The organism is Kordiimonas aestuarii (assembly GCF_025574465.1).
GTDB lineage: Bacteria > Pseudomonadota > Alphaproteobacteria > Sphingomonadales > Kordiimonadaceae > Kordiimonas > Kordiimonas aestuarii.
On sequence record NZ_JAOBPP010000013.1, the window covers coordinates 1 to 19,897 of the forward strand.

Annotated in this window: 24 protein-coding genes; 15 read left to right on the forward strand and 9 right to left on the reverse strand. The window is 54.1% G+C overall.

Annotated elements, in window-relative coordinates; genetic code table 11:
• A protein-coding gene (locus OEU85_RS02820; RefSeq protein WP_262689381.1) for an IS5 family transposase occupies positions 1–775 on the reverse strand; the annotation gives its coding sequence in 2 pieces (ribosomal slippage) (positions 1–460 and positions 460–775; 776 coding nt annotated over the 2 pieces). This gene is flagged as partial in the annotation.
• 347 nt (positions 776–1,122) lie between these two features.
• On the opposite strand from OEU85_RS02820, the gene OEU85_RS02825 reads away from it, so the two are divergent.
• From OEU85_RS02825 to OEU85_RS02835, 3 genes are all read left to right on the forward strand, one after another.
• On the forward strand, positions 1,123–1,590 hold the full coding sequence (locus OEU85_RS02825; protein WP_262689920.1) for a hypothetical protein: 468 nt from the start codon (positions 1,123–1,125) through the stop codon (positions 1,588–1,590).
• A 112-nt stretch (positions 1,591–1,702) separates the two neighbouring features.
• Complete coding sequence (gene msrP, locus OEU85_RS02830) at positions 1,703–2,665, forward strand: protein-methionine-sulfoxide reductase catalytic subunit MsrP (RefSeq protein ID WP_262689921.1); 963 nt, start codon at positions 1,703–1,705, stop codon at positions 2,663–2,665.
• Positions 2,665–3,294 carry a protein-methionine-sulfoxide reductase heme-binding subunit MsrQ gene (locus tag OEU85_RS02835; RefSeq protein WP_262689922.1) on the forward strand — a complete coding sequence of 210 codons (630 nt, stop codon included), beginning with the start codon at positions 2,665–2,667 and terminating at the stop codon, positions 3,292–3,294. Before msrP ends, OEU85_RS02835 begins: the two co-directional genes overlap by 1 nt.
• Before the next feature lie 8 nt (positions 3,295–3,302).
• Here the strand turns inward: OEU85_RS02835 and OEU85_RS02840 are convergent, their stop codons facing one another.
• Positions 3,303–3,755 carry a MaoC family dehydratase gene (locus OEU85_RS02840; RefSeq protein ID WP_262689923.1) on the reverse strand — a complete coding sequence of 151 codons (453 nt, stop codon included), beginning with the start codon at positions 3,753–3,755 and terminating at the stop codon, positions 3,303–3,305.
• A 112-nt stretch (positions 3,756–3,867) separates the two neighbouring features.
• Here OEU85_RS02840 and OEU85_RS02845 point away from each other — a divergent pair, with 112 nt between their 5' ends.
• The 9 genes from OEU85_RS02845 to OEU85_RS02885 all read left to right on the forward strand — a co-directional run bounded on the left by OEU85_RS02845 (position 3,868) and on the right by OEU85_RS02885 (position 9,840).
• On the forward strand, positions 3,868–4,170 hold the full coding sequence (locus OEU85_RS02845; RefSeq protein ID WP_262689924.1) for a hypothetical protein: 303 nt from the start codon (positions 3,868–3,870) through the stop codon (positions 4,168–4,170).
• Positions 4,171–4,189: 19 nt separating this feature from the next.
• Positions 4,190–4,492 carry a hypothetical protein gene (locus OEU85_RS02850; RefSeq protein WP_262689925.1) on the forward strand — a complete coding sequence of 101 codons (303 nt, stop codon included), beginning with the start codon at positions 4,190–4,192 and terminating at the stop codon, positions 4,490–4,492.
• Positions 4,489–4,887, forward strand: coding sequence for a CidA/LrgA family protein (locus OEU85_RS02855; RefSeq protein ID WP_262689926.1), 399 nt, complete (start codon positions 4,489–4,491; stop codon positions 4,885–4,887). The genes OEU85_RS02850 and OEU85_RS02855 overlap by 4 nt, the downstream gene beginning before the upstream one ends.
• Positions 4,887–5,561 carry an LrgB family protein gene (locus tag OEU85_RS02860; RefSeq protein WP_262689927.1) on the forward strand — a complete coding sequence of 225 codons (675 nt, stop codon included), beginning with the start codon at positions 4,887–4,889 and terminating at the stop codon, positions 5,559–5,561. Before OEU85_RS02855 ends, OEU85_RS02860 begins: the two co-directional genes overlap by 1 nt.
• Before the next feature lie 66 nt (positions 5,562–5,627).
• Entirely contained in the window at positions 5,628–6,515 is an 888-nt protein-coding gene (locus tag OEU85_RS02865; RefSeq protein WP_262689928.1) for a DUF3108 domain-containing protein, read from the forward strand.
• 96 nt (positions 6,516–6,611) lie between these two features.
• A complete protein-coding gene (locus OEU85_RS02870) occupies positions 6,612–7,919 on the forward strand; it encodes a metal-dependent hydrolase family protein (RefSeq protein WP_262689929.1) in 1,308 nt (435 codons plus the stop codon).
• Positions 7,920–7,993: 74 nt separating this feature from the next.
• Entirely contained in the window at positions 7,994–8,647 is a 654-nt protein-coding gene (locus OEU85_RS02875) for a hypothetical protein (RefSeq protein WP_262689930.1), read from the forward strand.
• 51 nt (positions 8,648–8,698) lie between these two features.
• The gene (locus OEU85_RS02880) at positions 8,699–9,331 is read left to right on the forward strand and encodes a hypothetical protein (RefSeq protein ID WP_262689931.1); all 633 of its coding nucleotides are present in this window, start codon (positions 8,699–8,701) and stop codon (positions 9,329–9,331) included.
• Between the two features lie 32 nt (positions 9,332–9,363).
• On the forward strand, positions 9,364–9,840 hold the full coding sequence (locus tag OEU85_RS02885; RefSeq protein ID WP_262689932.1) for a putative signal transducing protein: 477 nt from the start codon (positions 9,364–9,366) through the stop codon (positions 9,838–9,840).
• Here the strand turns inward: OEU85_RS02885 and ychF are convergent.
• Genes ychF through OEU85_RS02900 form a run of 3 tightly spaced genes read right to left on the reverse strand, consistent with a single transcriptional unit; the run spans position 9,837 to position 12,349 of the window.
• Entirely contained in the window at positions 9,837–10,940 is a 1,104-nt protein-coding gene (gene ychF / locus OEU85_RS02890) for a redox-regulated ATPase YchF (RefSeq protein WP_262689933.1), read from the reverse strand. The two genes, OEU85_RS02885 and ychF, sit on opposite strands and share 4 nt — an antisense overlap.
• Entirely contained in the window at positions 10,940–11,659 is a 720-nt protein-coding gene (gene pth / locus OEU85_RS02895; RefSeq protein WP_262689934.1) for an aminoacyl-tRNA hydrolase, read from the reverse strand. The genes ychF and pth overlap by 1 nt, the downstream gene beginning before the upstream one ends.
• A gap of 51 nt (positions 11,660–11,710) precedes the next feature.
• Positions 11,711–12,349, reverse strand: a complete 639-nt coding sequence (locus OEU85_RS02900) for a 50S ribosomal protein L25/general stress protein Ctc (protein WP_262689935.1) — start codon at positions 12,347–12,349, stop codon at positions 11,711–11,713.
• A 383-nt stretch (positions 12,350–12,732) separates the two neighbouring features.
• Between OEU85_RS02900 and OEU85_RS02905 the strand changes: the two genes are divergently transcribed.
• Positions 12,733–13,533 (forward strand): substrate-binding periplasmic protein, encoded by an 801-nt coding sequence (locus OEU85_RS02905; protein WP_262689936.1) that lies wholly within the window; start codon positions 12,733–12,735, stop codon positions 13,531–13,533.
• A gap of 20 nt (positions 13,534–13,553) precedes the next feature.
• The gene (locus tag OEU85_RS02910; protein ID WP_262689937.1) at positions 13,554–14,279 is read left to right on the forward strand and encodes a hypothetical protein; all 726 of its coding nucleotides are present in this window, start codon (positions 13,554–13,556) and stop codon (positions 14,277–14,279) included.
• A 64-nt stretch (positions 14,280–14,343) separates the two neighbouring features.
• Here OEU85_RS02910 and OEU85_RS02915 read toward each other — a convergent pair whose 3' ends face one another.
• A complete protein-coding gene (locus OEU85_RS02915; protein WP_394805377.1) occupies positions 14,344–15,276 on the reverse strand; it encodes a ribose-phosphate pyrophosphokinase in 933 nt (310 codons plus the stop codon).
• Between the two features lie 156 nt (positions 15,277–15,432).
• Positions 15,433–16,194, reverse strand: coding sequence for a peptidoglycan editing factor PgeF (gene pgeF / locus OEU85_RS02920; RefSeq protein WP_262689939.1), 762 nt, complete (start codon positions 16,192–16,194; stop codon positions 15,433–15,435).
• 207 nt (positions 16,195–16,401) lie between these two features.
• On the opposite strand from pgeF, the gene OEU85_RS02925 reads away from it, so the two are divergent.
• Complete coding sequence (locus OEU85_RS02925) at positions 16,402–17,952, forward strand: amidohydrolase family protein (protein WP_262689940.1); 1,551 nt, start codon at positions 16,402–16,404, stop codon at positions 17,950–17,952.
• Here OEU85_RS02925 and OEU85_RS02930 read toward each other — a convergent pair.
• Together OEU85_RS02930 and lgt are read right to left on the reverse strand one after the other, a co-directional pair.
• Complete coding sequence (locus tag OEU85_RS02930) at positions 17,949–19,013, reverse strand: class I SAM-dependent methyltransferase (RefSeq protein ID WP_262689941.1); 1,065 nt, start codon at positions 19,011–19,013, stop codon at positions 17,949–17,951. The two genes, OEU85_RS02925 and OEU85_RS02930, sit on opposite strands and share 4 nt — an antisense overlap.
• Before the next feature lie 4 nt (positions 19,014–19,017).
• Positions 19,018–19,842, reverse strand: coding sequence for a prolipoprotein diacylglyceryl transferase (gene lgt / locus OEU85_RS02935; RefSeq protein ID WP_262689942.1), 825 nt, complete (start codon positions 19,840–19,842; stop codon positions 19,018–19,020).
• Positions 19,843–19,897 lie beyond the last annotated feature (55 nt).

The following is a 19,897-nucleotide window of genomic DNA, read 5'->3' on the forward strand; positions in this document are numbered from 1 at the left end:
TAGGTCGTAGACTCATAATTTTTCAACCAGATACAGACTGAAGCCAGTTTTACAGCGGCGAGGAAATTCTCCGGGTTTTTGTCATAGCGCGTTGCAATGCCCCGATAGTGCTTGAGCTTATTGAAGAAACGCTCGACGAGATTACGGTGTCGGTACAGCCATTTACTGAAGGTAAAGGACTGCTTGCGGTTGGCTTTTGGCGGAATATTGGCCCAAGCTCTGCGCGCTGTGGTGAAGGCACGAAGCGCGTCGGTATCATAGGCTTTGTCAGCGAGCAAGATCGCTTCCTCCTTGATGTCCTCAATCAGATCAAGGGCCGGTTTGCTGTCGTGGGTCTGTCCAGCAGTCAGCGAAAGCCTGATCGGCAGACCATCCGCATCGACGAGGGCGTGGATTTTGGTGGTCAGTCCACCCCGGGAACGGCCCATGCAGCCATCGTCCTGATCCCCCTTTTTGCCGTGGCCCCTTGTTGATGCACACGGACACAGCTGCTGTCGATCATAATGATGTCACCGTCATGGGCTTTGCTCACCGCCTCGAACAGTCGGTCCCACACCCCGGCCTTGCGCCAGCGGACAAACCGGTTGTAGCAGGTGGTGTAGGGACCATATCTTTCGGGAATGTCTGCCCACGGCGTTCCCGCCCGAAAGCGCCACAAGATGCCGTTGATCACCCGGCGGTCATCCACCCTAGGCACCCCGCGCGGCTTGTTCGGCAGCAAAGGCTCTATGATCGACCATTCATAATCTGTCAGTTCATACCGGCGGCGGCGCATCAAAACCTCCTCAATGATTTGAGAAGCGTTGAATCATATCTTCGCCTGTTTGGGAATCCCTTTTATGAGTTTACGGCCTAGTGTAACGCTTGTTCAGAATGGAAAAATGACAATGGACAAGTTGTTGGTCTTGGGAGATAGCCACTCGAACGTGATTGTTAATGTCCTGAGAATGCTCCGGCCCGACATGAAGATACTGGGCGGGCAGGTGCCAATTGATTATCGGCAAGCAGATCCTTTTTTTTCACATAGATGCATTTGAGCGGCTGCGTGTTCATGGGAGCGGGCAGGAGAGGCTTACCCACTATCTGGCGCCGGAAAGTCTTTCTGGCTAGGATCTGCTTGAAGTGGATTTTCCTTTTGTTCTATCCCTGAATCTGTTGCAAAAAATTGACCTTCTGTCGGTACAACCCCTCCCTGGGGGAGCATGTGTGACAAGTCACCAATTTGTGTCCCGGCAGATGATGCAAACGATTGTGGATGATATTCATTTCGAGATATTCGATTTTTTCAAAACCCTGAAGAAGGGGAAGAAAAAGGTGGTGGTGGCCATTAATCCGGGCATGCGGAATAATGAGGGAAAGCAAGGGCTGGGCTTTATCAAAGCCAGAACCTGCCGGTTGAAATCCTTGCGTGAACTTCAGGTTTCAGTTGCCGATGTAACCGAACTTACCCGCAGTGCCGATGGTGTGCTCGAACGCAAATATTGGGGGGACAACCCCGACGATAACATCCACGCAAACGCCCTTTGGGGTGAACTGATGGCAGAAGCTTGTCTTGAACAGGCGGGCACCTATAGAGCTGGTCATGAATGATCTGTCGCAAGATTCGCGTCAAACCTCTCGCGCCGCTCACGCACTTGATACCAAGGCGTGACTGGACCTCGACCGGCGGCATGCTAGGTTGAGGATAAAGGAGAGTTGCGCGATGTTCATCAAGAATAGACAAAACTGGCATATCAGTGAAAATGACGTCACTCCCGAACGGCTTTATCTGAACCGTCGGTCTTTTATTGGTGGTGGCGCAGGTGCTGCTATTCTTGGTGCGTCCGGTTTTGCGCCGGGTGTGTTGGCCACGCCTAAGCGCCAGCTTGAGGAATTGAATTTCACCAAAACGGCCTTTGATCCGGATGAAACGCTTACGCCATATGATGCGGTAACTTCCTATAACAATTATTATGAATTCGGCACTGGAAAATCTGATCCAGCCGAGCATGCATGGAGGCTCCAACCAAAACCTTGGTCGGTGAAGGTGGAGGGCCATGTGGCACGACCGGGCATTTATGATTTTGAAGACCTAATCAACATGAATGCGCTGGAAGAACGTATCTACCGGCTGCGTTGTGTGGAGGCATGGTCGATGGTAATTCCGTGGATTGGTGTACCTCTGTCGTCGCTGATCAAGATGTTCGAACCAACGTCTGACGCTAAATATGTCGCGTTTGAAACGCTTGAGGACAAGCAACAGATGCCGGGTGTTAAAAGTTTTTTCAACGTGCTTGATTGGCCATATCGTGAAGGCCTGCGTATGGATGAGGCCATGAATGATCTCGCTTTCATTGCTGTTGGTCTCTATGGCAAGGAATTGCCTAACCAGAACGGCGCGCCCTTACGGCTGGTTGTGCCGTGGAAATATGGCTTTAAGTCAATCAAGTCGATTGTGCGACTTAACTTTGTCGCGGACCAACCCAAAACAAGCTGGAAAAAATCAGCACCTGACGAATACGGGTTTTACTCTAATGTAAACCCGAACGTCGACCACCCGCGTTGGAGCCAGAAACAGGAACGCCGCATTGGCGAGTTCGGACGCCGCGAGACGTTGATGTTTAACGGCTATGAGGAAGAGGTTACACATCTGTATGCCGGCATGAACCTCAGGAAAAGCTTCTGATGGTGTTGCCGACGCGTGTCTGGCGGTTTGGGATTAAACCGGTTGTCTTTGCCGTTGCTCTTATACCGGCAGCATGGCTGGCGTACGAATGGTGGTTGGCGTTTCAGGGACAGCCTCATGATCTGGGTTTCAACCCGAACGAGACATCAAATCGGTTTTCCGGTGACTGGGCGCTCAGGATGCTACTGATTACACTTGCCCTGACACCGCTTACCAAAATTCTCAAATCACCGAAGCCGATTTTGTTCCGGCGCATGTTTGGTCTTTTCGCCTATTTTTATGTTTGCCTGCATATGCTCAGCTACATCTGGCTTGATATGCTGTTCAACTGGCCTGAGTTGTGGGCCGATGTGCTCAAACGTATATACATCACAATTGGTATGACGGCCTTCCTGATGTTGACCCCATTGGCAATTACCAGCACGAAGGGCATGGTCAAGCGGCTGGGAGCCAAGCACTGGCAGCGTCTTCACAAATTGATTTACCTGATTGCGCCCTTGGCTATCATCCACTTTTTTATGATGCGCAAGGGCTTTCAGTTGGAGCCGCTTGTATATGGTGCCATCCTTGCCGTTCTCCTGTTATTGCGGCTTATGCCCGGACGGCGCAAAAAATTGGCAAAAGCCTGAGCGATACATCAGGATGGGCGTTTGGCTATCATGGCGTTACCACGCGTGATCATCACAGTTTCCCCTTTCTGGTTTTTAACTGTGTAAGTGGATTTCACGAGGCCGATATTCGGGCGTGAGGCAGACTCACGTTTTGCTGTTGTTTCACTTTCCACAGACAGAATATCTCCGGGGAACACGGGGCGTCGCCATTCTATGCCGTCCAAGCCAGGTGATCCCATGCCGGCTACTCCTTGTTTTGTCATATGGTCGACCATCATCCGCATCATCATGGCACAGGTGTGCCAACCGCTGGCGCACAATGCGCCGAAGACAGACTTCTTGGCGGCTTCGTCGCTCAGGTGAAAAGGCTGCGGGTCGTATTTTGAGGCAAAATCCAGCACTTCCTCGCGGGTGACTTTATACGCGCCAAAGGCCTCTTTTTGGCCAATGACAAGGTCGTCGTAGAAAATTTTGAACATAAGATGGGCTCCTTGATTCTTTCTATGAACTGGGTGAGTTTTAAGTGAAGTCAAACCGGTTAACGATTAGACAAGTCACTGTCATTATGGTTGCATGCCTTAGGGGGGGCATATGGATAACCTGTCGACGATTCGGAGCGAAGTCGTCAAAATTCTTCTATCCTTTTTATCGGCTCATATTCCGGCCGCCTTTGTTTATGGCTGGTCGGCAAAAAGTGAAAATACCCTGATGGTTGCAGCCGCCATTACCTTGTTCGCGATCTTAGCAACACTGATAGTACTCATCGCGCCGGAAGAGCGTGAGAACGCAGTTGGAGAAGCTGAACGAGCGAGAAAAGCGGGCGACCATGAAGAACAAGCGGCAATGGAGGGCCGGGCCGCTGCCGCGTTGGCAGGCAACAAGGCAGGAAGATGAAGCTTTCAGGGTGAAACAGGTGGCAAATGAAGCGCAGGCGATCGATGCTATCAATGAGGTAATTAACATGGGTGCGACCACTATCACAGCTGCCGTGGAGGAACAGGATGCTGCTACGCGCGACATCACAGCGTCCGTCAAGAGGGCGCCAGATGGCTCCCGCTCGGCGGCTGAGTACGCCAGGCTGGTTGAGGATAAGGCGCGCCAGTCGGAAACGGGTGCGATGACGGTTCTCGCCACCATTGAACGATTGGAAACACTGGCGAACAGCCTTGCCTGCCAGACGAATAACTTCCTTGTGCAGATAAGGTCTGGCGCGTGACGACTGATGCCCCGATATTGAGAACGCTGCGTGAAGCTGCCGAAGGCTTGGCGGGCGTGGCATTTCTAACGCTTGTTGCACTCGCACTTGGCGGCCTAGTGGAAGGTTTTGTCATACCCATACCTTCGTCGGTGTTGGCGATGGCTGTTCTTACGCTGTTTTTCATCTGGAACAAAGGCGTGCCTCGATTTATTGACACAGGAGCTGGGTATCTGTTCCGCATCTTTCCTCTTCTGTTCATTCCGCCGCTTGTGGCGATTGTGGACCTGATGGAATTGCTGAAGCAGCAATGGCTGCTGCTGTTGCTTATTGTCACCCTAAGTACCTTTTTGAGTATCGTGGTGGCGGCGTTGACCTATCAGGCACTGCAACGACACATGCGGGAGCGTGACTGATGCCCGGTCTTTGGCTTTTGCTGACGATGGGCCTGTTTATTATCGCGGACGCGCTGTACCGCAAAGGCGGTTGTAGGGCTTGGTTGCATCCGACGATGTTGCCGACGATTGTTCTCATAGTGCTCTTTTACCTGACAGACCTTTCCTATGTCGGCTTTGTAGCGGAAACGCACATTCTATATGCGGGCTTGCTCGCGGCGGTGGCAGCGCTGGCGGTGCCATTGTTTCGAAATTTGCAGGTGTTGCGGGCGGAAAAAGCTGCAGTGATCGCGGCGATCACGGCGGGATCAGTCAGCGGTGTAGGGACAGCCACAGGCATCATCTGGCTTTTGAATGGACCGGGTGGCCTTTATGCCAGCGTTGTGACCAAGTCAGTCACAACGCCTATTGCTGTCACGGTGGCTGATGCCATCGGCGGCTCACAGGCGTTGGCTGCGGCGGTCGTGATCGTCACCGGTCTCTCCGCCGCGATCTGCGGACCCTGGATTTTGAACCGGTTGGGTGTCGATGACGAGGCTCAGATGGGCGTGGCACTTGGTACCGCAGGGCACGCCATTGGGATGGCTGAAGCCGTGCGCAGAAGTGAGTTAATGGGCGCGTCAGCGGCCTTTGCCATGGCGGCGAACGGGTTGGCGACCGCGATTGTAATGCCACTTTTATGGCGTGTGCTATGAATTCGCTTTGCCGCTTGCCGGAGTTGCGGCAGATTTGCCGCGTAAGAAAAACAAGGCGAGGACCATATGACGCCATTCATCATACGAACCCTGGTATCTTTGATTGCCATCATTTCCCTGGCAGGTACCGCAACGGCGGAGCGCGTAGAGGCGACCTATAATTTTATCTGGAATGGCTTTGTGGTTTTCACCGCAGAGACCGCCCTTGAGCATTCATCCGCCAATTATACCATCAATATGAATGTCAGAACCCGCGGCATTATGCGGCTTTTTAATCGCGGTGAGGGCGACTTGAGTGCCGTAGGGACTATTGGCCCGGAAGGGCAAATATTTGCTCGACATTATGTCTCCAAGGGGCGCTGGGGCGGCGACGATTATCGTAAGGAATTATTTTTTGACGAGACGGGAAAATTCCTCCGCTGGGAACGCGACTGGCCTGATGAGTGGCTCGAAGATTACGAACGTGCGCCTGTTCCCGAGGCCATGCAGCATGGCCCCGACGGCTTGTCGTTTTTAATGTTGCTTCTTGCGGAAAGTCCCCCGGCCGCAACCCGTGTTTTTGATGGTGATCAGGTGATGGAAATCAGGTTGGCGTGCGCCCGGGGGAGCGAATTAAAGGAAAGCCGCCATTCACCGATCAAGGGGGCAGCAACCAAATGCCAGTTTGAATCTGAAACGGTCGCAGGGGAATTGATTGAGACCGAAGAGCAACAAAAAAAACGATTAAAAGAGGAAGAAAAGGCACGAAAGAAGGCCGAACGATACGCCCGTAGACATAAGGGCGAAGACGAAGATGCCGAAGAGGATGAGGCAGGCTTTCCCATCTGGTTCCAGCATATTGAAGAGCTGGGTTATACCCTGCCGGTGAGGGCCAGCTTCAAGTCAAATTGGGGCACGGTACGCATGTACCTGAAAGAACTGAAGACATCCGACGGTTTGCATATAGAGCGATGAGTGCCCATCGTGGTGTGTCACCACTTTGAATTTTGCAAAGCCTGTGACAGACTGCGCACCAAATCAAAGTCACGTTGATATATAAAGGGGAGAAATATGAGGAATATATTAAGGAACGCAGTGGCAGGGCTTACACTTGCAGCTGTGGGGACGTTTGCGGGTGCTGTCAGCGCCGAGGTCACGGTAATTCACGCGGGTGAATTACTTGCCATGCCTGGCAAAGCGCCAAAAAAGGAGCAGACCGTCGTCATTGAAAACGGCAAGATTAAAGCCGTGGAAGAGGGCTATGTGGCAGCAACCCAGTACGGAGATGATGCGAAACTTGTCGACCTCAAGGGCAGTTTTGTCATGCCCGGCCTTATGGACATGCATGTGCATATACAAGGGGAACTGAGCCCCTCAGGCGACAGCGAAACGTTGCGTTGGTCGTCTGAGGATGTTGGCATGCACAGCGTTTATTTTGCCGATAAAACGTTGATGGCTGGGTTTACCACAGTGCGTAACCTTGGCGCACAATCGCCGCAGCATATCTATGCTCTTCGGAATGCGATTGAGCGTGGCTGGATTGACGGGCCGCGTATCGTGGCATCCGGTGGTGTTTCACCGACAGGCGGCCACGGTGACGTGGACGGCATGCGGCATGATCTGCTCGACAAATACACCAGCAAAACTATCTGCAATGGACCATATGATTGTCGTCGCGCCGTTCGCGAGGCTGTGAAATACGGTGCGGATGTGATCAAAATCACCGCGACGGGGGGTGTACTCTCTGACACCAACACAGGCACAGGCCAGCAGATGGCCGATGACGAATTGAAGGAAATCATGGACACGGCGCATAGTCTGGGTCGCAAAGTTGCCGCGCATGCACATGCTGCGGAAGGGATTAATGCGGCTTTGCGCGCTGGCGTGGACAGTATTGAGCACGGTTCCTATGCGGACGCGGAATCGATCAAGCTATTCAAGAAAACGGGGGCCTATCTTGTGCCCACATTGATTGCCGGCGACACCGTGGTGGAAATGGCAAAAAACAGCGATTTCATGTCCCCTGCGATCAAGGAAAAAGCGCTGCGTGTAGGGGGTGATATGCTGAGCCATTTCGAAACCGCGCACAAGGCAGGGGTGAAAATCGCGTTCGGTACCGATAGCGGTGTCTCGCGTCATGGGACCAATGCACGTGAGGCCATTCTGATGCAGAAGGGGGGCATGAAGCCGATGGACATTCTCGTCGCGGCAACGGTGAATGCCGCCGACCTGATTGATATGTCGAGCAGCCTCGGTACTATTGAGGCAGGCAAGCACGCTGATATCATTGCCATGCATGGTAGCCCGCTTGAGAATCTTGAAGAACTGTTGGATGTCGACTTCGTAATGAAAGCTGGCAAGCCCGTTAAAAACAAGTAGCATTGCTGGGCAACACGTAGCCATTAATGTGTGGTGGCTACGCTGTGTCCTACTGGACCGGGAGGCGGCTCATTTTGCTGGCAAAGATACAGGATTCCAGAGCGTTTCTTGGCGCGTTGGCGCTTCTGATTGTCGGCGTGATCATGGCTTTTAAGGTCGGTTTTTTCTTTGCACCGCACATTTTTGGGGACGGCATGCTGACGTCTCGCTGGTGGTGGGAGATCGTTCTTAACCTGCAGATACTTTGTCTGGCGTTTATGTGGTTCTGCCATCATGATCGCATCGTACAGTCCAAAGGCCGATGGCGCTTGAGGGCGATCATCAACTTTGTTGTCGGCATGATATCTGTAGCCTATCCCGTGATGCTTTTGGTCATCGGGGCATATTTGGACTGGTTCCGTACCACGCCGCCAGAAAGTTCGGTTGTGGCGCTTATGCTTGTGGGGTTGGCGTTATGGGCCGTCGGTTCCCTCATAATACCGATTTTTACGACACTTCTTGTCGGGCATAAGAATGTTGGCAAGGCGGGTGAAAGTCTCGGATTGCGGCCCTTCGCCTGGCTAACCGCATTTTGGCCAAGTTGCATTGTCATGCTGATCATCGTATTCGAGGCGATACGAGATAGTGAGATCTTATATATGTTTGTGCCCGTTTTCATGTATCTTCAGGGCGCGTTGCCTTATCTGAACAAAGCGCGGCACGCATCACCGCGAGACAGCGACATATAAACACTTTTGTTACCTTTGTCCTGCTAAGGTTCTGCCATCTGAAAGGGGCTGATGGCATTGAAAGTCAAAGTATCCAACGACCGAGCCATACTTACGGCTATCGCAATGCTGATTACTGGATGCATTCTGTCGTCCATGAGCATTTCCTTTTTTGATTCCATGCGCGACGCCGGTCTCAGCCGTTCGCGCTTGTGGTGGGAAATCGTCCTGAACCTGCAGATCCTGTGCGGGGCACTCGTCTGGTTTTCCTTTGTCGAGCGGATCAAGTCGGCCTCGGGCGCACGCTATTATCTGAGATGTTCACAATTCTTTGTTGCGCTCGTGGCCACGCTGTTGCCCGTTGAAATTGGTTTGGCTGGCGCAGCCATCGGTTGGTTTGAAAATAAACCCGATATCGCTGACCTGAACTGGATGATCCTGGTGTGTTTGTTGATGTGGTTTACGGGCATGGCTATCCCTCTGGTGACACAGCGGCTTACACAGGGACGCTGGCGTGTGCCGCCCTTTTTTAAGGATGTTGACCTACCTCGTATCCTGCTTCGTCTTTCACCGGTCCTGGCCGCGATTGTGTTGACAATCATTGAAGTAAGTCGAGGCGGGGAACTGCACTATTATTACAGTCCATTTCTGCTTTATCTGCAGGGGGCACTTTCTTATTTGCTCAGGGCGTTGCGTTTCGAATGAGCTGACAGCACGCGTATAAAGAAGGCATGCAGATGAAAATATTGTGCGAGAGCAGCGACTACACCGACATTCTGATCAAGAAATCCCTGCTGGAGCAGGCAGGCTTTCTCGTGCACATGGACAATTTTGAAGCAGGCAGTGTGATGCCGCATCTGGCGCTGTCCCTCGGCTTTCGGCTCTGGGTGCCGGGTGAAGAATATGAGGAGGCGCTTGCTGTCCTTCGTGAAGCAGAAGTGCCTGCGGTGGCGGGTGATACAGATGCGATCGACCCGGTTGATATGTGCCCAAGTTGTGGGTCGCAAAATGTTACGCGTTACAGGTCTCCGCTTTGGCTTCCCGTCCTTGTGATTCTGGAAATTCTAATGCCTGCGCCCGGTGGCAATCGCCGTAAGTGCCGCGACTGCGGGCACAAATATAAAACAAGCGGCCCAGAGCTAACCGGGCCACTTGCATTTCTGATCATCGCGATTGCTGTACTGTCGCTGTTTTCCTGGTTCGCGGTCCCTTAGTTCGCGAAACGGAAGTGCAGCACGTCGCCATCAACGACGATATATTCCTTGCCCTCAAGGCGCATCTTGCCGCCGTCCTTGGCGCCTTGTTCGCCGCCAAGGCTGACGAAGTCATTGTAGGCGACAGTCTCAGCGCGGATGAAGCCCTTCTCGAAGTCGGTGTGGATCACGCCAGCCGCTTGTGGTGCCTTGGTGCCTTTGGTGATGGTCCAGGCGCGGGCTTCCTTGGGGCCTACCGTGAAGTAGGTGATCAACTCAAGAAGGTCGTAGCCGGCGCGGATAACGCGCGCGAGGCCGGTCTGGCCAAGGCCAAGCGTCTCAAGAAACTCGCCTTTTTCGTCCTCGTCTTCAAGCTGGGCAATCTCGGCTTCAACAGCCGCTGAGATCACCACGCAGCCGGCGCCTTGTTTGGCGGCCATTTCTTCAACCGCCCTTGAGTAATCATTACCGGTGGCGGCGTTGTCTTCATCGACGTTGCAGATGTAGAGGATCGGCTTGGATGTCAGCAACTGCATCCCCTGCAGTGTCTGTTCCTCTTCTTCGTTGTTTACTTCAACGAGGCGCGCAGGTTGGCCTTCCCTCAGCAGTGGGATAACGCGGTCGATCATGTCCATGATGGCCTTGGCTTCCTTGTCACCGCCCCGTACGCGACGACCAAGGCCATGAATACGACCTTCAAGGCTCTCGAGGTCAGCCAGCATCAGTTCTGTTTCAATTGTCTCGGCATCGGCAACGGGGTCAACGCGTCCGTCAACGTGTGTGATGTCGTCATCCTCAAAGCAGCGCAGCACATGGCAGATGGCATCGGTTTCACGAATATTGGCCAGAAACTGGTTGCCAAGACCCTCGCCCTTGGACGCGCCGCGCACAAGGCCTGCGATATCGACAAAAGAAAGCTGGGTCGGGATAACTGCCTTGCTTTCTGCGATCGCTGCCAGTTTGTATAGGCGTTCGTCCGGTACTGGCACCTGACCTACGTTTGGCTCAATGGTGCAGAACGGATAATTGGCCGCAGCGGCATTTGCTGTATTGGTGAGCGCGTTGAAAAGTGTCGATTTGCCAACGTTTGGCAGGCCGACGATGCCACATTTGAAACCCATTATTCGTCTCCTTTATCCGTCCGCCCCATCAGGGCTTTGAGGACGGCGGCCATCGGGCCATCATTTGATTTATTCTCTTTAGCAGCCACAGGCTTGGTCCCGGGCGCTTTGGTTTTTTCGGTATTGGTTCTCTTGTGGCCGTTCGGGCGCTGAGGCTGCAGCCTACGGGCAACCTCGGTCATGAAACGGGGATTGTCACGATCGGCGAGAAATCCTGCTTCGTTGGCTATCGCGGCCAGCATGTCCTCAAGTGTGTTTTGCTCGGCTTTGGCAAAATCGCCCAGTACATGCCCGTGCACACGAGCTTTGTCGCCAGGGTGCCCAATGCCGATGCGCACACGGGTGAAATCCGGGCCTATATGTGACGAAATGGAACGAATGCCGTTGTGCCCGGCGGCGCCGCCACCAATCTTCACCTTGATCTTACCAAAAGCGAGGTCAAGTTCGTCATAAAACACCACAATGTCCTCGGGTGTCAGCTTGAAGAAGCGCATGGCTTCGCCAACCGATTGCCCTGAGTTATTCATGAATGTTTGTGGTTTTAGGAGCAGGAGCTTTTCGCTGCCCAACCGGCCCTCGTAGGTATCCGCATGCCAGCGTTTTGGCCCTGCCGAAAAATTATGGCGCTCAACAATCCTGTCGAGCGCCATGAAGCCAACATTGTGCCGGTGTTTTTCATAAGCGCTGCCCGGGTTGCCTAAACCGACAAAAAGCAGCATGGGAAACTCCCTCCGGCCAATGCAAGGGGCGCAAAAAGCGCCCCTCAGGTATTAGTCTTCGCTGTCGTCAGCGTCGTCATCAGCTTCGGCATCATCATCAGCTGCATTTTCAGCAGATTTGAGGCCGGATGGTGCAACGATCGCACAGATGACAAAGTCACGATCTGTAATCGTCGGCGTGCAGCCTTTCGGCAGGTTCACGTTGCTGATTTTCACGGAGTCGTTGATGTCGAGCTCGGAAATATCCGCTTCGATGAATTCCGGAATGGAATCAGCAGGAACGTGCAGTTCAATTTCGTGACGGGTGTGGTTGATGACACCACCACGGCGCAGGCCTGGGCACTTCTCTTCACCGACCACTTTAACCGGCACTTCCATCACGACCTCGGCACCCTTGCCAAGGCGCAGGAAATCGATGTGGATAGGAAGGTCAGTTACAGGGTGGAGTTGCAGGTCACGCGGCAGAACGGTTGTTTTCTTTTTGCCAACTTTAACTTCAAACGTGTGGGACATGAAGCCGCCACGGTTGAGCAGACGGATAATTTCGTTCTGCGGGATCTGGATCGATTCCGGGTCTTTGTTGTCGCCGTAGATTACAGCAGGTACTTTACCTGCACGACGCGCGGCGCGGGAGGCTCCCTTACCAATCCGTTCGCGCGGCTCAGCAACGATAGTAACAGCTTTTGCCATTCTATTTCTCCAAACTATGAACTCAGGGCCAGACCATCCGACCCGGAGACCGCCACTTCCTCCAGGGATGCAAGGGCGGGGTTCCCGATGCAGGCGATCCCACAACGGTCGGGCGCGATTTACCGCGAAATGCAGGGAAATGCAAGGCACAAACGCCCGATTTACGATGTAAACGCGGATTCTCGCAGATTCGCCTCTCCTGAGAGCTTCAACGCAGCTCCAAGGGGGGCAGCACGCGGAGAGTGCCTGTTATTGGTGTCGTTACACCTACAGGGGTTGTCTTGCAGGCAAAGGACATGCTTCGTAGTGAAAAATACGGCAGAATAATAGGAATTATACCGACATTGGGCTACTCTGTTAGGAAGTATTTTGGGAGAATATCTGTGGGCACCAAGCTGCTACGGCACGGAATGCAGTTTCTTGCCGTATTTGTGATCATTGCATATGCTAATGGTCTTTCGTTGGCTGACGATAAACCGACCAGGGTTCAGGTTGGTGGATATCAGTTTGAGCCTTTTGTTGAAGGGCAGGGCGGGCTTTCCGTCGCGTTTGCCCGGTTTTTGAATGAACGTCAAAATAGCTATATTTTCGACTTTGTAGAGATTCCTGCACGCCGTCGCTACGAGTTGTTGACCAGCGGACGGATCGACATGATCTTTTTCGAGATGCCTCTGTGGGGGTGGACGGACGTTGCGGCCGAGATTGAGACCACAATACCCCTTATTCGGGGACGGGAAGTTTTTGTATCTCGGGTCGATCATCCGTTAAGGCAGCAGGTTTTTGACGAGCTGCAAAAACGGAAAATTGCAGTAACATTTGGATATCATTACGCGTTTTCCGGTTTTGAGTCTGACCCCGACGATATGCGTGAAAAGTTTGATTTGGTATTTTCGCAATCTCAGCGTCACACTCTGAGGCACGTATTAGCAGGCAATGCAGATATTGCGGTGGTTAACGATGCTTTCCTCGCGCGCGAGCTGAAAACAAATGCAGGGCTTACCGACAAGATACTCATGGCGGACCGAGTTGACCAACGCTATGAACTGCCGTTGCTGTTGAGGCGAGATAGCCCGGTGGAGCTGAAAGCGTTGAATAATATTTTAGCCAAAGTTATAAGTGATGGCAGTTTCAACACCTTCATGGCGTCACAAGGCTTGGCGTCATTTTCTCTGCCCTCCGACTGATTTAAGAGTTTTCTTAGCCCGTGATTAGTTTTCGATTACCGTTTGCGGTCACCATTTTTTTCTCTCTGTTTACAGGTGTTTCGGCCCATTTCCCGGCAAAGCCGGAGATCGGGCCCGCGTTGGTGCGTGTCGCCACTCATGGCCAGGGGTTTTATGCCCATCCGGGCAAGGGCCTCTCGCTCGAGGGGCGAGGCATCGACTATCTTAAATGTGCTCTCGGCAAGATGAACAGACAGTTCGCGGTAACCGTCATGCCGATGGCGCGGTCGAAAGCGCGAGGAAACGAAGGCCTGTATGATATATGGTTTCCGGTGGTTGACGATGGTCGGCAGCACGTATCCGACCATTTCGTTGGACCAATCGGCACCATGAGCCTTTATTGGATTCTTCGCAAAGGGGCGGCGGCCGTCACACTTGAGAGCAAAGTTTCGGCCTTTCCGGGCTCGGCTGCCGCCGCTTTTCTCAAGCGAGAAGGGTATGATTTGCAAAAGGGGTCTGATGACGCCAACCGGATGGTCTTGAGCGTCCTGGAGGGAGAGGTCGATGCGCTCCTGGCACCGGATTTTCGGTCTCTCCTGGCGCCAGGCGCGCTTCAACTGGCGGATAGCCTTGAGTTTCAGTTGCTCACTGAGGATCCGGTGGGTTTCAGGCTGCAAGCCGTGTTCCAACAAAGTTTTCCCGCCTTCAAGAATGCTTTTCAGCAGGCTGTTACAACGTGCCAATCGAGCCTTGGGTACGGCAACTGATAGCCCCGGACAAAAAAGCCCCGACTATAGGGTCGGGGCTTTGGAAATTTTCAGGCGGAAAGCTTTAGTCGAACAGGCTTGAAACACTTGTTTCATGGGCGATGCGATTCATCGCTTCAGCCAACAACGGCGCCACTGTTACAACCCGAATTTTCGGGTTGGCGTTGCACGCTTCGGTCGGGCGGATACTGTCGGTGATGACAAGCTCATCCATCACGCTGTTCTCAATGCGCTCGTATGCCGGGCCTGATAGTACCCCATGAGCTACATACGCTGATACCGAGCTGGCACCGGCGGAATGCAGGGCCTTGGCCGCGTTACAGAGCGTTCCTGCACTGTCGACGATGTCATCCACCAGCACGCAGTGATAATCTTTCACGTCACCAACGATATGCATCACTTCCGAAATACCGGCGCGTTCGCGGCGTTTGTCGATGATGGCAATAGGGGCATCAAGGCGTTTTGCATATGCCCGCGCCCGTACCACGCCACCAACGTCAGGAGACACGATCATGGTTTTCTTGCCCGCGTATTTTTCCTTCAGGTCACGCACAAGCACCGGCATCGCATAAAGGTTGTCGGTCGGGATATCGAAGAAACCCTGGATCTGACCTGCGTGCAGGTCCATCGTCAGTACGCGGTCAGCGCCCGCTGTGGTGATCAGATTTGCCACCAGCTTTGCGGAAATCGGCGTACGCGGGCCGGGCTTCCGGTCCTGACGGGCATAACCGAAATAGGGAATGACGGCTGTAATGCGGCGGGCAGAGGCGCGCTTGAGCGCATCAATACACACCAGGAGCTCCATCATGTGGTCATTAGCCGGAAAGTTGGTCGGCTGGATCAGGAAAACATCTTCACCGCGGACGTTTTCATGAATTTCAACAAAGACTTCCTGATCGGAAAAACGTTTAACCGCCGCTTTGGCAAGCGGCATGTTGAGATAGGCGGCGATGGCTTCCGCCAGTTCCGGGTTTGAGTTCCCGGTCAGGATCTTCATGCCCATAAAGGCCTCCGTGCAATGAAGATGTTGCGTGTGCGGTTCGTTTAACAGCGTGACGCGGGGCTGTAAAGCCGCGAGGGCACACAGGGGCACATTTGAGCGATGATTGGCGCAAAACAGGACTTCACAACACTAATATTACAAAACTTGGCTTCACGCAGACAGCATGATTGCCGACAGTTGGCGGCCGTAGTCGGTTTCTTTACGGTGAGTCGTGCGCCGATAAGAGAAATGATGGCCGCTTGTGTAAGTGTCGACGCTGGTGTTGACGATCTGGCTCAAGCCAGCACTCTTGAGGCGCATTGTCACAAAGCCAGGTAAGTCGAACTGGAAATGATTTTTATCGTTGCCAGAGGTGAAGAACGCTGCCCAATCGGGATCAGCATCGGTAAAACGTATGTAGAAATCCGTGCCGACTTCATAGCTGGCCTGCTGGATGGTAGGGCCTATCGCGGCGACAATTCTGGCGCGTTGAGCGCCATGTGCTTCCATCAGGCTTATTGTGCTGTCAATAATGCCATCTGCGGCGCCCTTCCAGCCCGCATGCGCGGCACCAATGACGCCCGCAGCGCTGTCCTCAAATAGTATTGGTGTGCAATCGGCCGTCAGGATACCAAGGATAAGGCCGGGCTGGTTGGTCACCATGGCATCTGCCTTTGGCCGGTTGTCTCCCCAGTCTTCGGTGACAAATACCGCGGTGTTTCCATGGACCTGATAGCAGCTGAGTACAGGCGTTTCACGGTCGCCAGAGATGATTTTCGCGGCAATTTTGCGGTTCTCAGCGACAGATTTCACCGCGTCGTGTGAGCCCGGGCCGCAATTAAGGCCTTGATATATACCCTCTGACATACCGTCTTCCCGGCTCAGAAATGCATGGGAAGAGTCAAAAGCTGAAACTCTCAAATGTGCGCTCATTATGTGCCTTTGCAATTACCGTGAATGGCGTGGGTCAACTATAGGAAAACACGTTTCAAAAAACAGATATTTTAGCAAAATGGCTGTTGCTGATCTTGTATTGTTTGACAAAGCGCCATCCGCGCTTTCCTGGTTGGCACAGATAGTATGTTGTAATACGTCCAAAAGTTTCCATATATCGATTTGATATAGTGGGGAGCTAACAGAATGAAAAATATTGTGCGGATTGTCGCGAAAGCCGTCGGTGTTGTCCTGGTTTTTGTGGTTGTCCTGTTTGCTGTGGGAGTACTGTGGCCGCTTGATCGCCCTCAACCCGGTATGCAGCATGACCGACTTGTCATTACCGGTGCGGTTGTTGTTGATACCGAAACAGGGCGTCTGCATGAGGGCCATTCGGTTCTCATCGAAGACGGGATTATCAAGGCGGTCGCTGACGGTATCGAAACCGATGGTGCCGTCGTACTGGATGCCCGGGGTCTCTACGCTATTCCAGGCATGTTTGACATGCATGCCCATACCCTGAAGATGGCACCCGAGTTGATGCATCCACTTTTTGTTGCAAGCGGGGTGACTGCGATCCGCGATATGGGGGGCTGCATCGGCATCGAGGATGCCTGGGTGGCCTGTGCTGACGATAAACGGGCGTGGAATGATGCGGTCTTGCGCGGCAGGATGGTGGCACCTAGATATGATCAGGTTACCAGCCTTGCCATCAACGGCGGGTCGGAGATCCCGGACAGTGTGGATAAGGCGCTTGGTGGGGAAACGGCGGATGGCGCCCGGGCAAGGGTCTCCTATGACAAGGCCCGGCAAATCGATTTTCTGAAAACATACACCCAGTTACCGCGTGCGGGATTTTTTGCGCTCGCGGAGGAAGCGCGCGCACAGGATATGTATCTGGCGGGGCATTTGCCGTTTGGTGTGGCGGCATCCGAAGCCGTGGATGCGGGGCAGCGCAGTTTTGAGCACGCGCTTCTGTTTGTTTGGGATTGTTATCCGGGCATGGCCGAGCTTCGCGAGAAGGGCGACCTTTTTGCCGCTTTCACCAATGACGTGCGCGCAAAAATGATCAGCGACCATGATGCCAGTCACTGTGACCACTTGTTTGCAAAAATGGCTGCTGCGGGTACGGCCTTCGTCCCGACACACACAACAAGAAAACTGGATGCCTTCGCGCTGGACCCCATTTTCCGAAATGACGGACGCCTGAAATACATACCGGGCCCCCTCAGGATGTTGTGGCTGGATGATGCCGACGGCATGGCGGCGCGTGCAGGTGCTGGGGGCGAGGAAAGTTACCGCGCAGTCTATGAGTTTGGTATCGAGCTCACCGGGCGGGCGCACAGGGCGGGTGTCGATGTGATGCTTGGCACCGATGCCCCTGATAGTTTTGCATTCCCGGGGGCGGGCATTCATGACGAGTTTGCCCATCTCACACAGGCCGGCTTGACACCCCTTGAGGCGCTACAGGCCGCGACCACTGTGCCGGCACGCTTTCTGGGGCTGGCGGGTCAGGCCGGTGTTATCAAGCCCGGTGCGCGGGCGGATATCATTTTGCTGCGGGATAATCCGCTGGAGGATATTCAAGCGGTGCGGCAGGTGGATAGCGTTGTATTGGCAGGCGCGATATATGACCGCAGTGATCTGGATGCCATGTTGCGCGCTGTTGAGGCGAATGCCGGTAGCTGGAGCATGTGGCCGAAGTTTGCGTGGCAGGTTGCACGCAGCCCCATCATGCTCAAACAGTTCGCGGATTAGAAGCCGGGCGGCGACGACAGGCCCGGCGGTTGGATAGCAAGCGCCTTAAATAGACTGCCCATTTCATCAGGTGCGGTGAGACGCTTTAGCTCGCTGAGAATGCGGGCTTGTCCCGCATCGTCTTCCCGTGCTGCTAGTGCCTGAGCACGCACGCCAAGGCCGATGGCCATCAGGAATGCACCCTGTTCCGTAATCGTGGACGCGGTGGCGCCTTTCTCGCTTGCGGCTTGTGCGAGCTGGTCAAAGGCCACATGGGCGGTGAGGTCCGCAAGACCGGGCTCCGCGAACGGGTCCACATACTCATGTGCCCTCAGTGCCTGAAAGCTGTCACCGGGGGCTGAGTGCGCGTACCCATAGTCGATGATGAGCGCTGCCCCAGGATGCAGCGAAAACCGCATGGCAATATCGCCTGCAATGCTGAGACCAGCGGGGCAGACCTCGGCGACGCTGCCATTTTTGCTGGCGCGCACATGGTCAGGCACCAAGGATAGCTTGGCACTTGCGGGCACGAGGCTTGGCATCAGCTTTTTGCCGCTGGCGGTGACGGCTCGCTCCGCCCACTTGTCGTCCCGCTTTTCAAACTGATGAATCGGCAGTGCGTCAAAAAATTCGTTGGCGACAAGGATTGTGGGGCCTTCGGGGACATCGGTCAGGCGGCCATACCAGCGGGCTGTGGGAACCTTCTCCGCCTGCAAGCTTTTGAGTTGGGCACTGGCTTCGATGAACACCACGGCTGCGGCGTCGTGAAAACCGGGTACGCTGCTGGTCGCACGTAACATGTCGGCCATCAGGGTGCCGCGACCGGGGCCCAGCTCAATCAGGTAAAAGCTTTCCGGTTCTCCCATGGTGACCCAGCGATCAGCGCACCACAGGCCCAGCATCTCGCCGAACATCTGGCTGACCTCGGGGGCGGTGATAAAATCACCGTCCGCACCAAAAACCGTAGCGGATTGATAATATCCGTGCTGCGGGTGCATCAGGCACTCCGCCATATAGTCCGCAATGCTTATCGGCCCATCATGCGCAATACGTCTGAGCAAAATGTCTGTGAGTGCGGTCATCGGGTCAGTCTCTACCTCGCGCACGTCGGATGCCAACAGACATCAGCCAGGCAGCAAAGAGAAACATGGGCACACTTAACATTTGCCCGCGCGAAATGCCGGCGGTCAGGCCGAGGTGCGCATCGGGTTCCCGCACAAATTCCACCAGGATGCGCGCGAGGCCATAGCCCAGGAAAAACACACCGGCGATAAAACCGGGTGCACGCTTTGCCAGCGGTGTTTTGTGATAAAGAAATTGCAGGATCAGGAACAGCAGCAGTCCTTCCCCGAACGCCTCGTATAGCTGGCTGGGATGGCGTGGCACACCAAGAGGATCGCCGGGGAAAATCATCGCCCACGATACATCGGTTGGGCGGCCCCAAAGCTCACCATTGATGAAATTGGCGATGCGCCCTGTGAGGAGGCCGATGGGCGCGACAATGGCGATAAGGTCAGCTACGCGCATCAGGTCCAGCTTGTGCTTGCGGCAAAACAGGATGATGGCAAGCACAACGCCAAGGGCACCGCCATGGAACGACATGCCGCCATCCCAGAGGCGGAAAATGGCAATTGGGTCTTGGACATAGGCGGGAAGATTATAGAACAATACATAACCCAGCCGGCCACCAGCAATCACGCCAATGATGGCCCAGGTGAGAAAGTCATCCACATGTGCAGGCGAGAGCGGCGCACCGGGTTTTGACGCCTTGCGGCGGATAAACCACCAGCCGAACAGAAGCCCGGCGATATAGGCGAGGCTATACCAGCGGATCGCCAGTGGCCCGATTTTGACAAGGACCGGGTCAATCTCGGGATACGCGATGACAGCAAGTGTGTTGAAGAGATCCATGCAACATTCCTAGCTTTGTTATATGCCGCCATGCTTCGCGCGGTTGCTCATGCAA

Bases quoted from the DNA above. Each gene is read 5' to 3' on its own strand.
- msrP (WP_262689921.1), top strand. From the start codon at position 1,703: ATGTTCATCAAGAATAGACAAAACTGGCATATCAGTGAAAATGACGTC.
- OEU85_RS02835 (WP_262689922.1), top strand. From the start codon at position 2,665: ATGGTGTTGCCGACGCGTGTCTGGCGGTTTGGGATTAAACCGGTTGTC.
- OEU85_RS02840 (WP_262689923.1), bottom strand. From the start codon at position 3,755: ATGTTCAAAATTTTCTACGACGACCTTGTCATTGGCCAAAAAGAGGCC.
- OEU85_RS02845 (WP_262689924.1), top strand. From the start codon at position 3,868: ATGGATAACCTGTCGACGATTCGGAGCGAAGTCGTCAAAATTCTTCTA.
- OEU85_RS02860 (WP_262689927.1), top strand. From the start codon at position 4,887: ATGCCCGGTCTTTGGCTTTTGCTGACGATGGGCCTGTTTATTATCGCG.
- OEU85_RS02865 (WP_262689928.1), top strand. From the start codon at position 5,628: ATGACGCCATTCATCATACGAACCCTGGTATCTTTGATTGCCATCATT.
- OEU85_RS02870 (WP_262689929.1), top strand. From the start codon at position 6,612: ATGAGGAATATATTAAGGAACGCAGTGGCAGGGCTTACACTTGCAGCT.
- OEU85_RS02880 (WP_262689931.1), top strand. From the start codon at position 8,699: ATGGCATTGAAAGTCAAAGTATCCAACGACCGAGCCATACTTACGGCT.
- OEU85_RS02885 (WP_262689932.1), top strand. From the start codon at position 9,364: ATGAAAATATTGTGCGAGAGCAGCGACTACACCGACATTCTGATCAAG.
- ychF (WP_262689933.1), bottom strand. From the start codon at position 10,940: ATGGGTTTCAAATGTGGCATCGTCGGCCTGCCAAACGTTGGCAAATCG.
- pth (WP_262689934.1), bottom strand. From the start codon at position 11,659: ATGCTGCTTTTTGTCGGTTTAGGCAACCCGGGCAGCGCTTATGAAAAA.
- OEU85_RS02900 (WP_262689935.1), bottom strand. From the start codon at position 12,349: ATGGCAAAAGCTGTTACTATCGTTGCTGAGCCGCGCGAACGGATTGGT.
- OEU85_RS02915 (WP_394805377.1), bottom strand. From the start codon at position 15,276: ATGAAGATCCTGACCGGGAACTCAAACCCGGAACTGGCGGAAGCCATC.
- pgeF (WP_262689939.1), bottom strand. From the start codon at position 16,194: ATGAGCGCACATTTGAGAGTTTCAGCTTTTGACTCTTCCCATGCATTT.
- OEU85_RS02925 (WP_262689940.1), top strand. From the start codon at position 16,402: ATGAAAAATATTGTGCGGATTGTCGCGAAAGCCGTCGGTGTTGTCCTG.
- OEU85_RS02930 (WP_262689941.1), bottom strand. From the start codon at position 19,013: ATGACCGCACTCACAGACATTTTGCTCAGACGTATTGCGCATGATGGG.
- lgt (WP_262689942.1), bottom strand. From the start codon at position 19,842: ATGGATCTCTTCAACACACTTGCTGTCATCGCGTATCCCGAGATTGAC.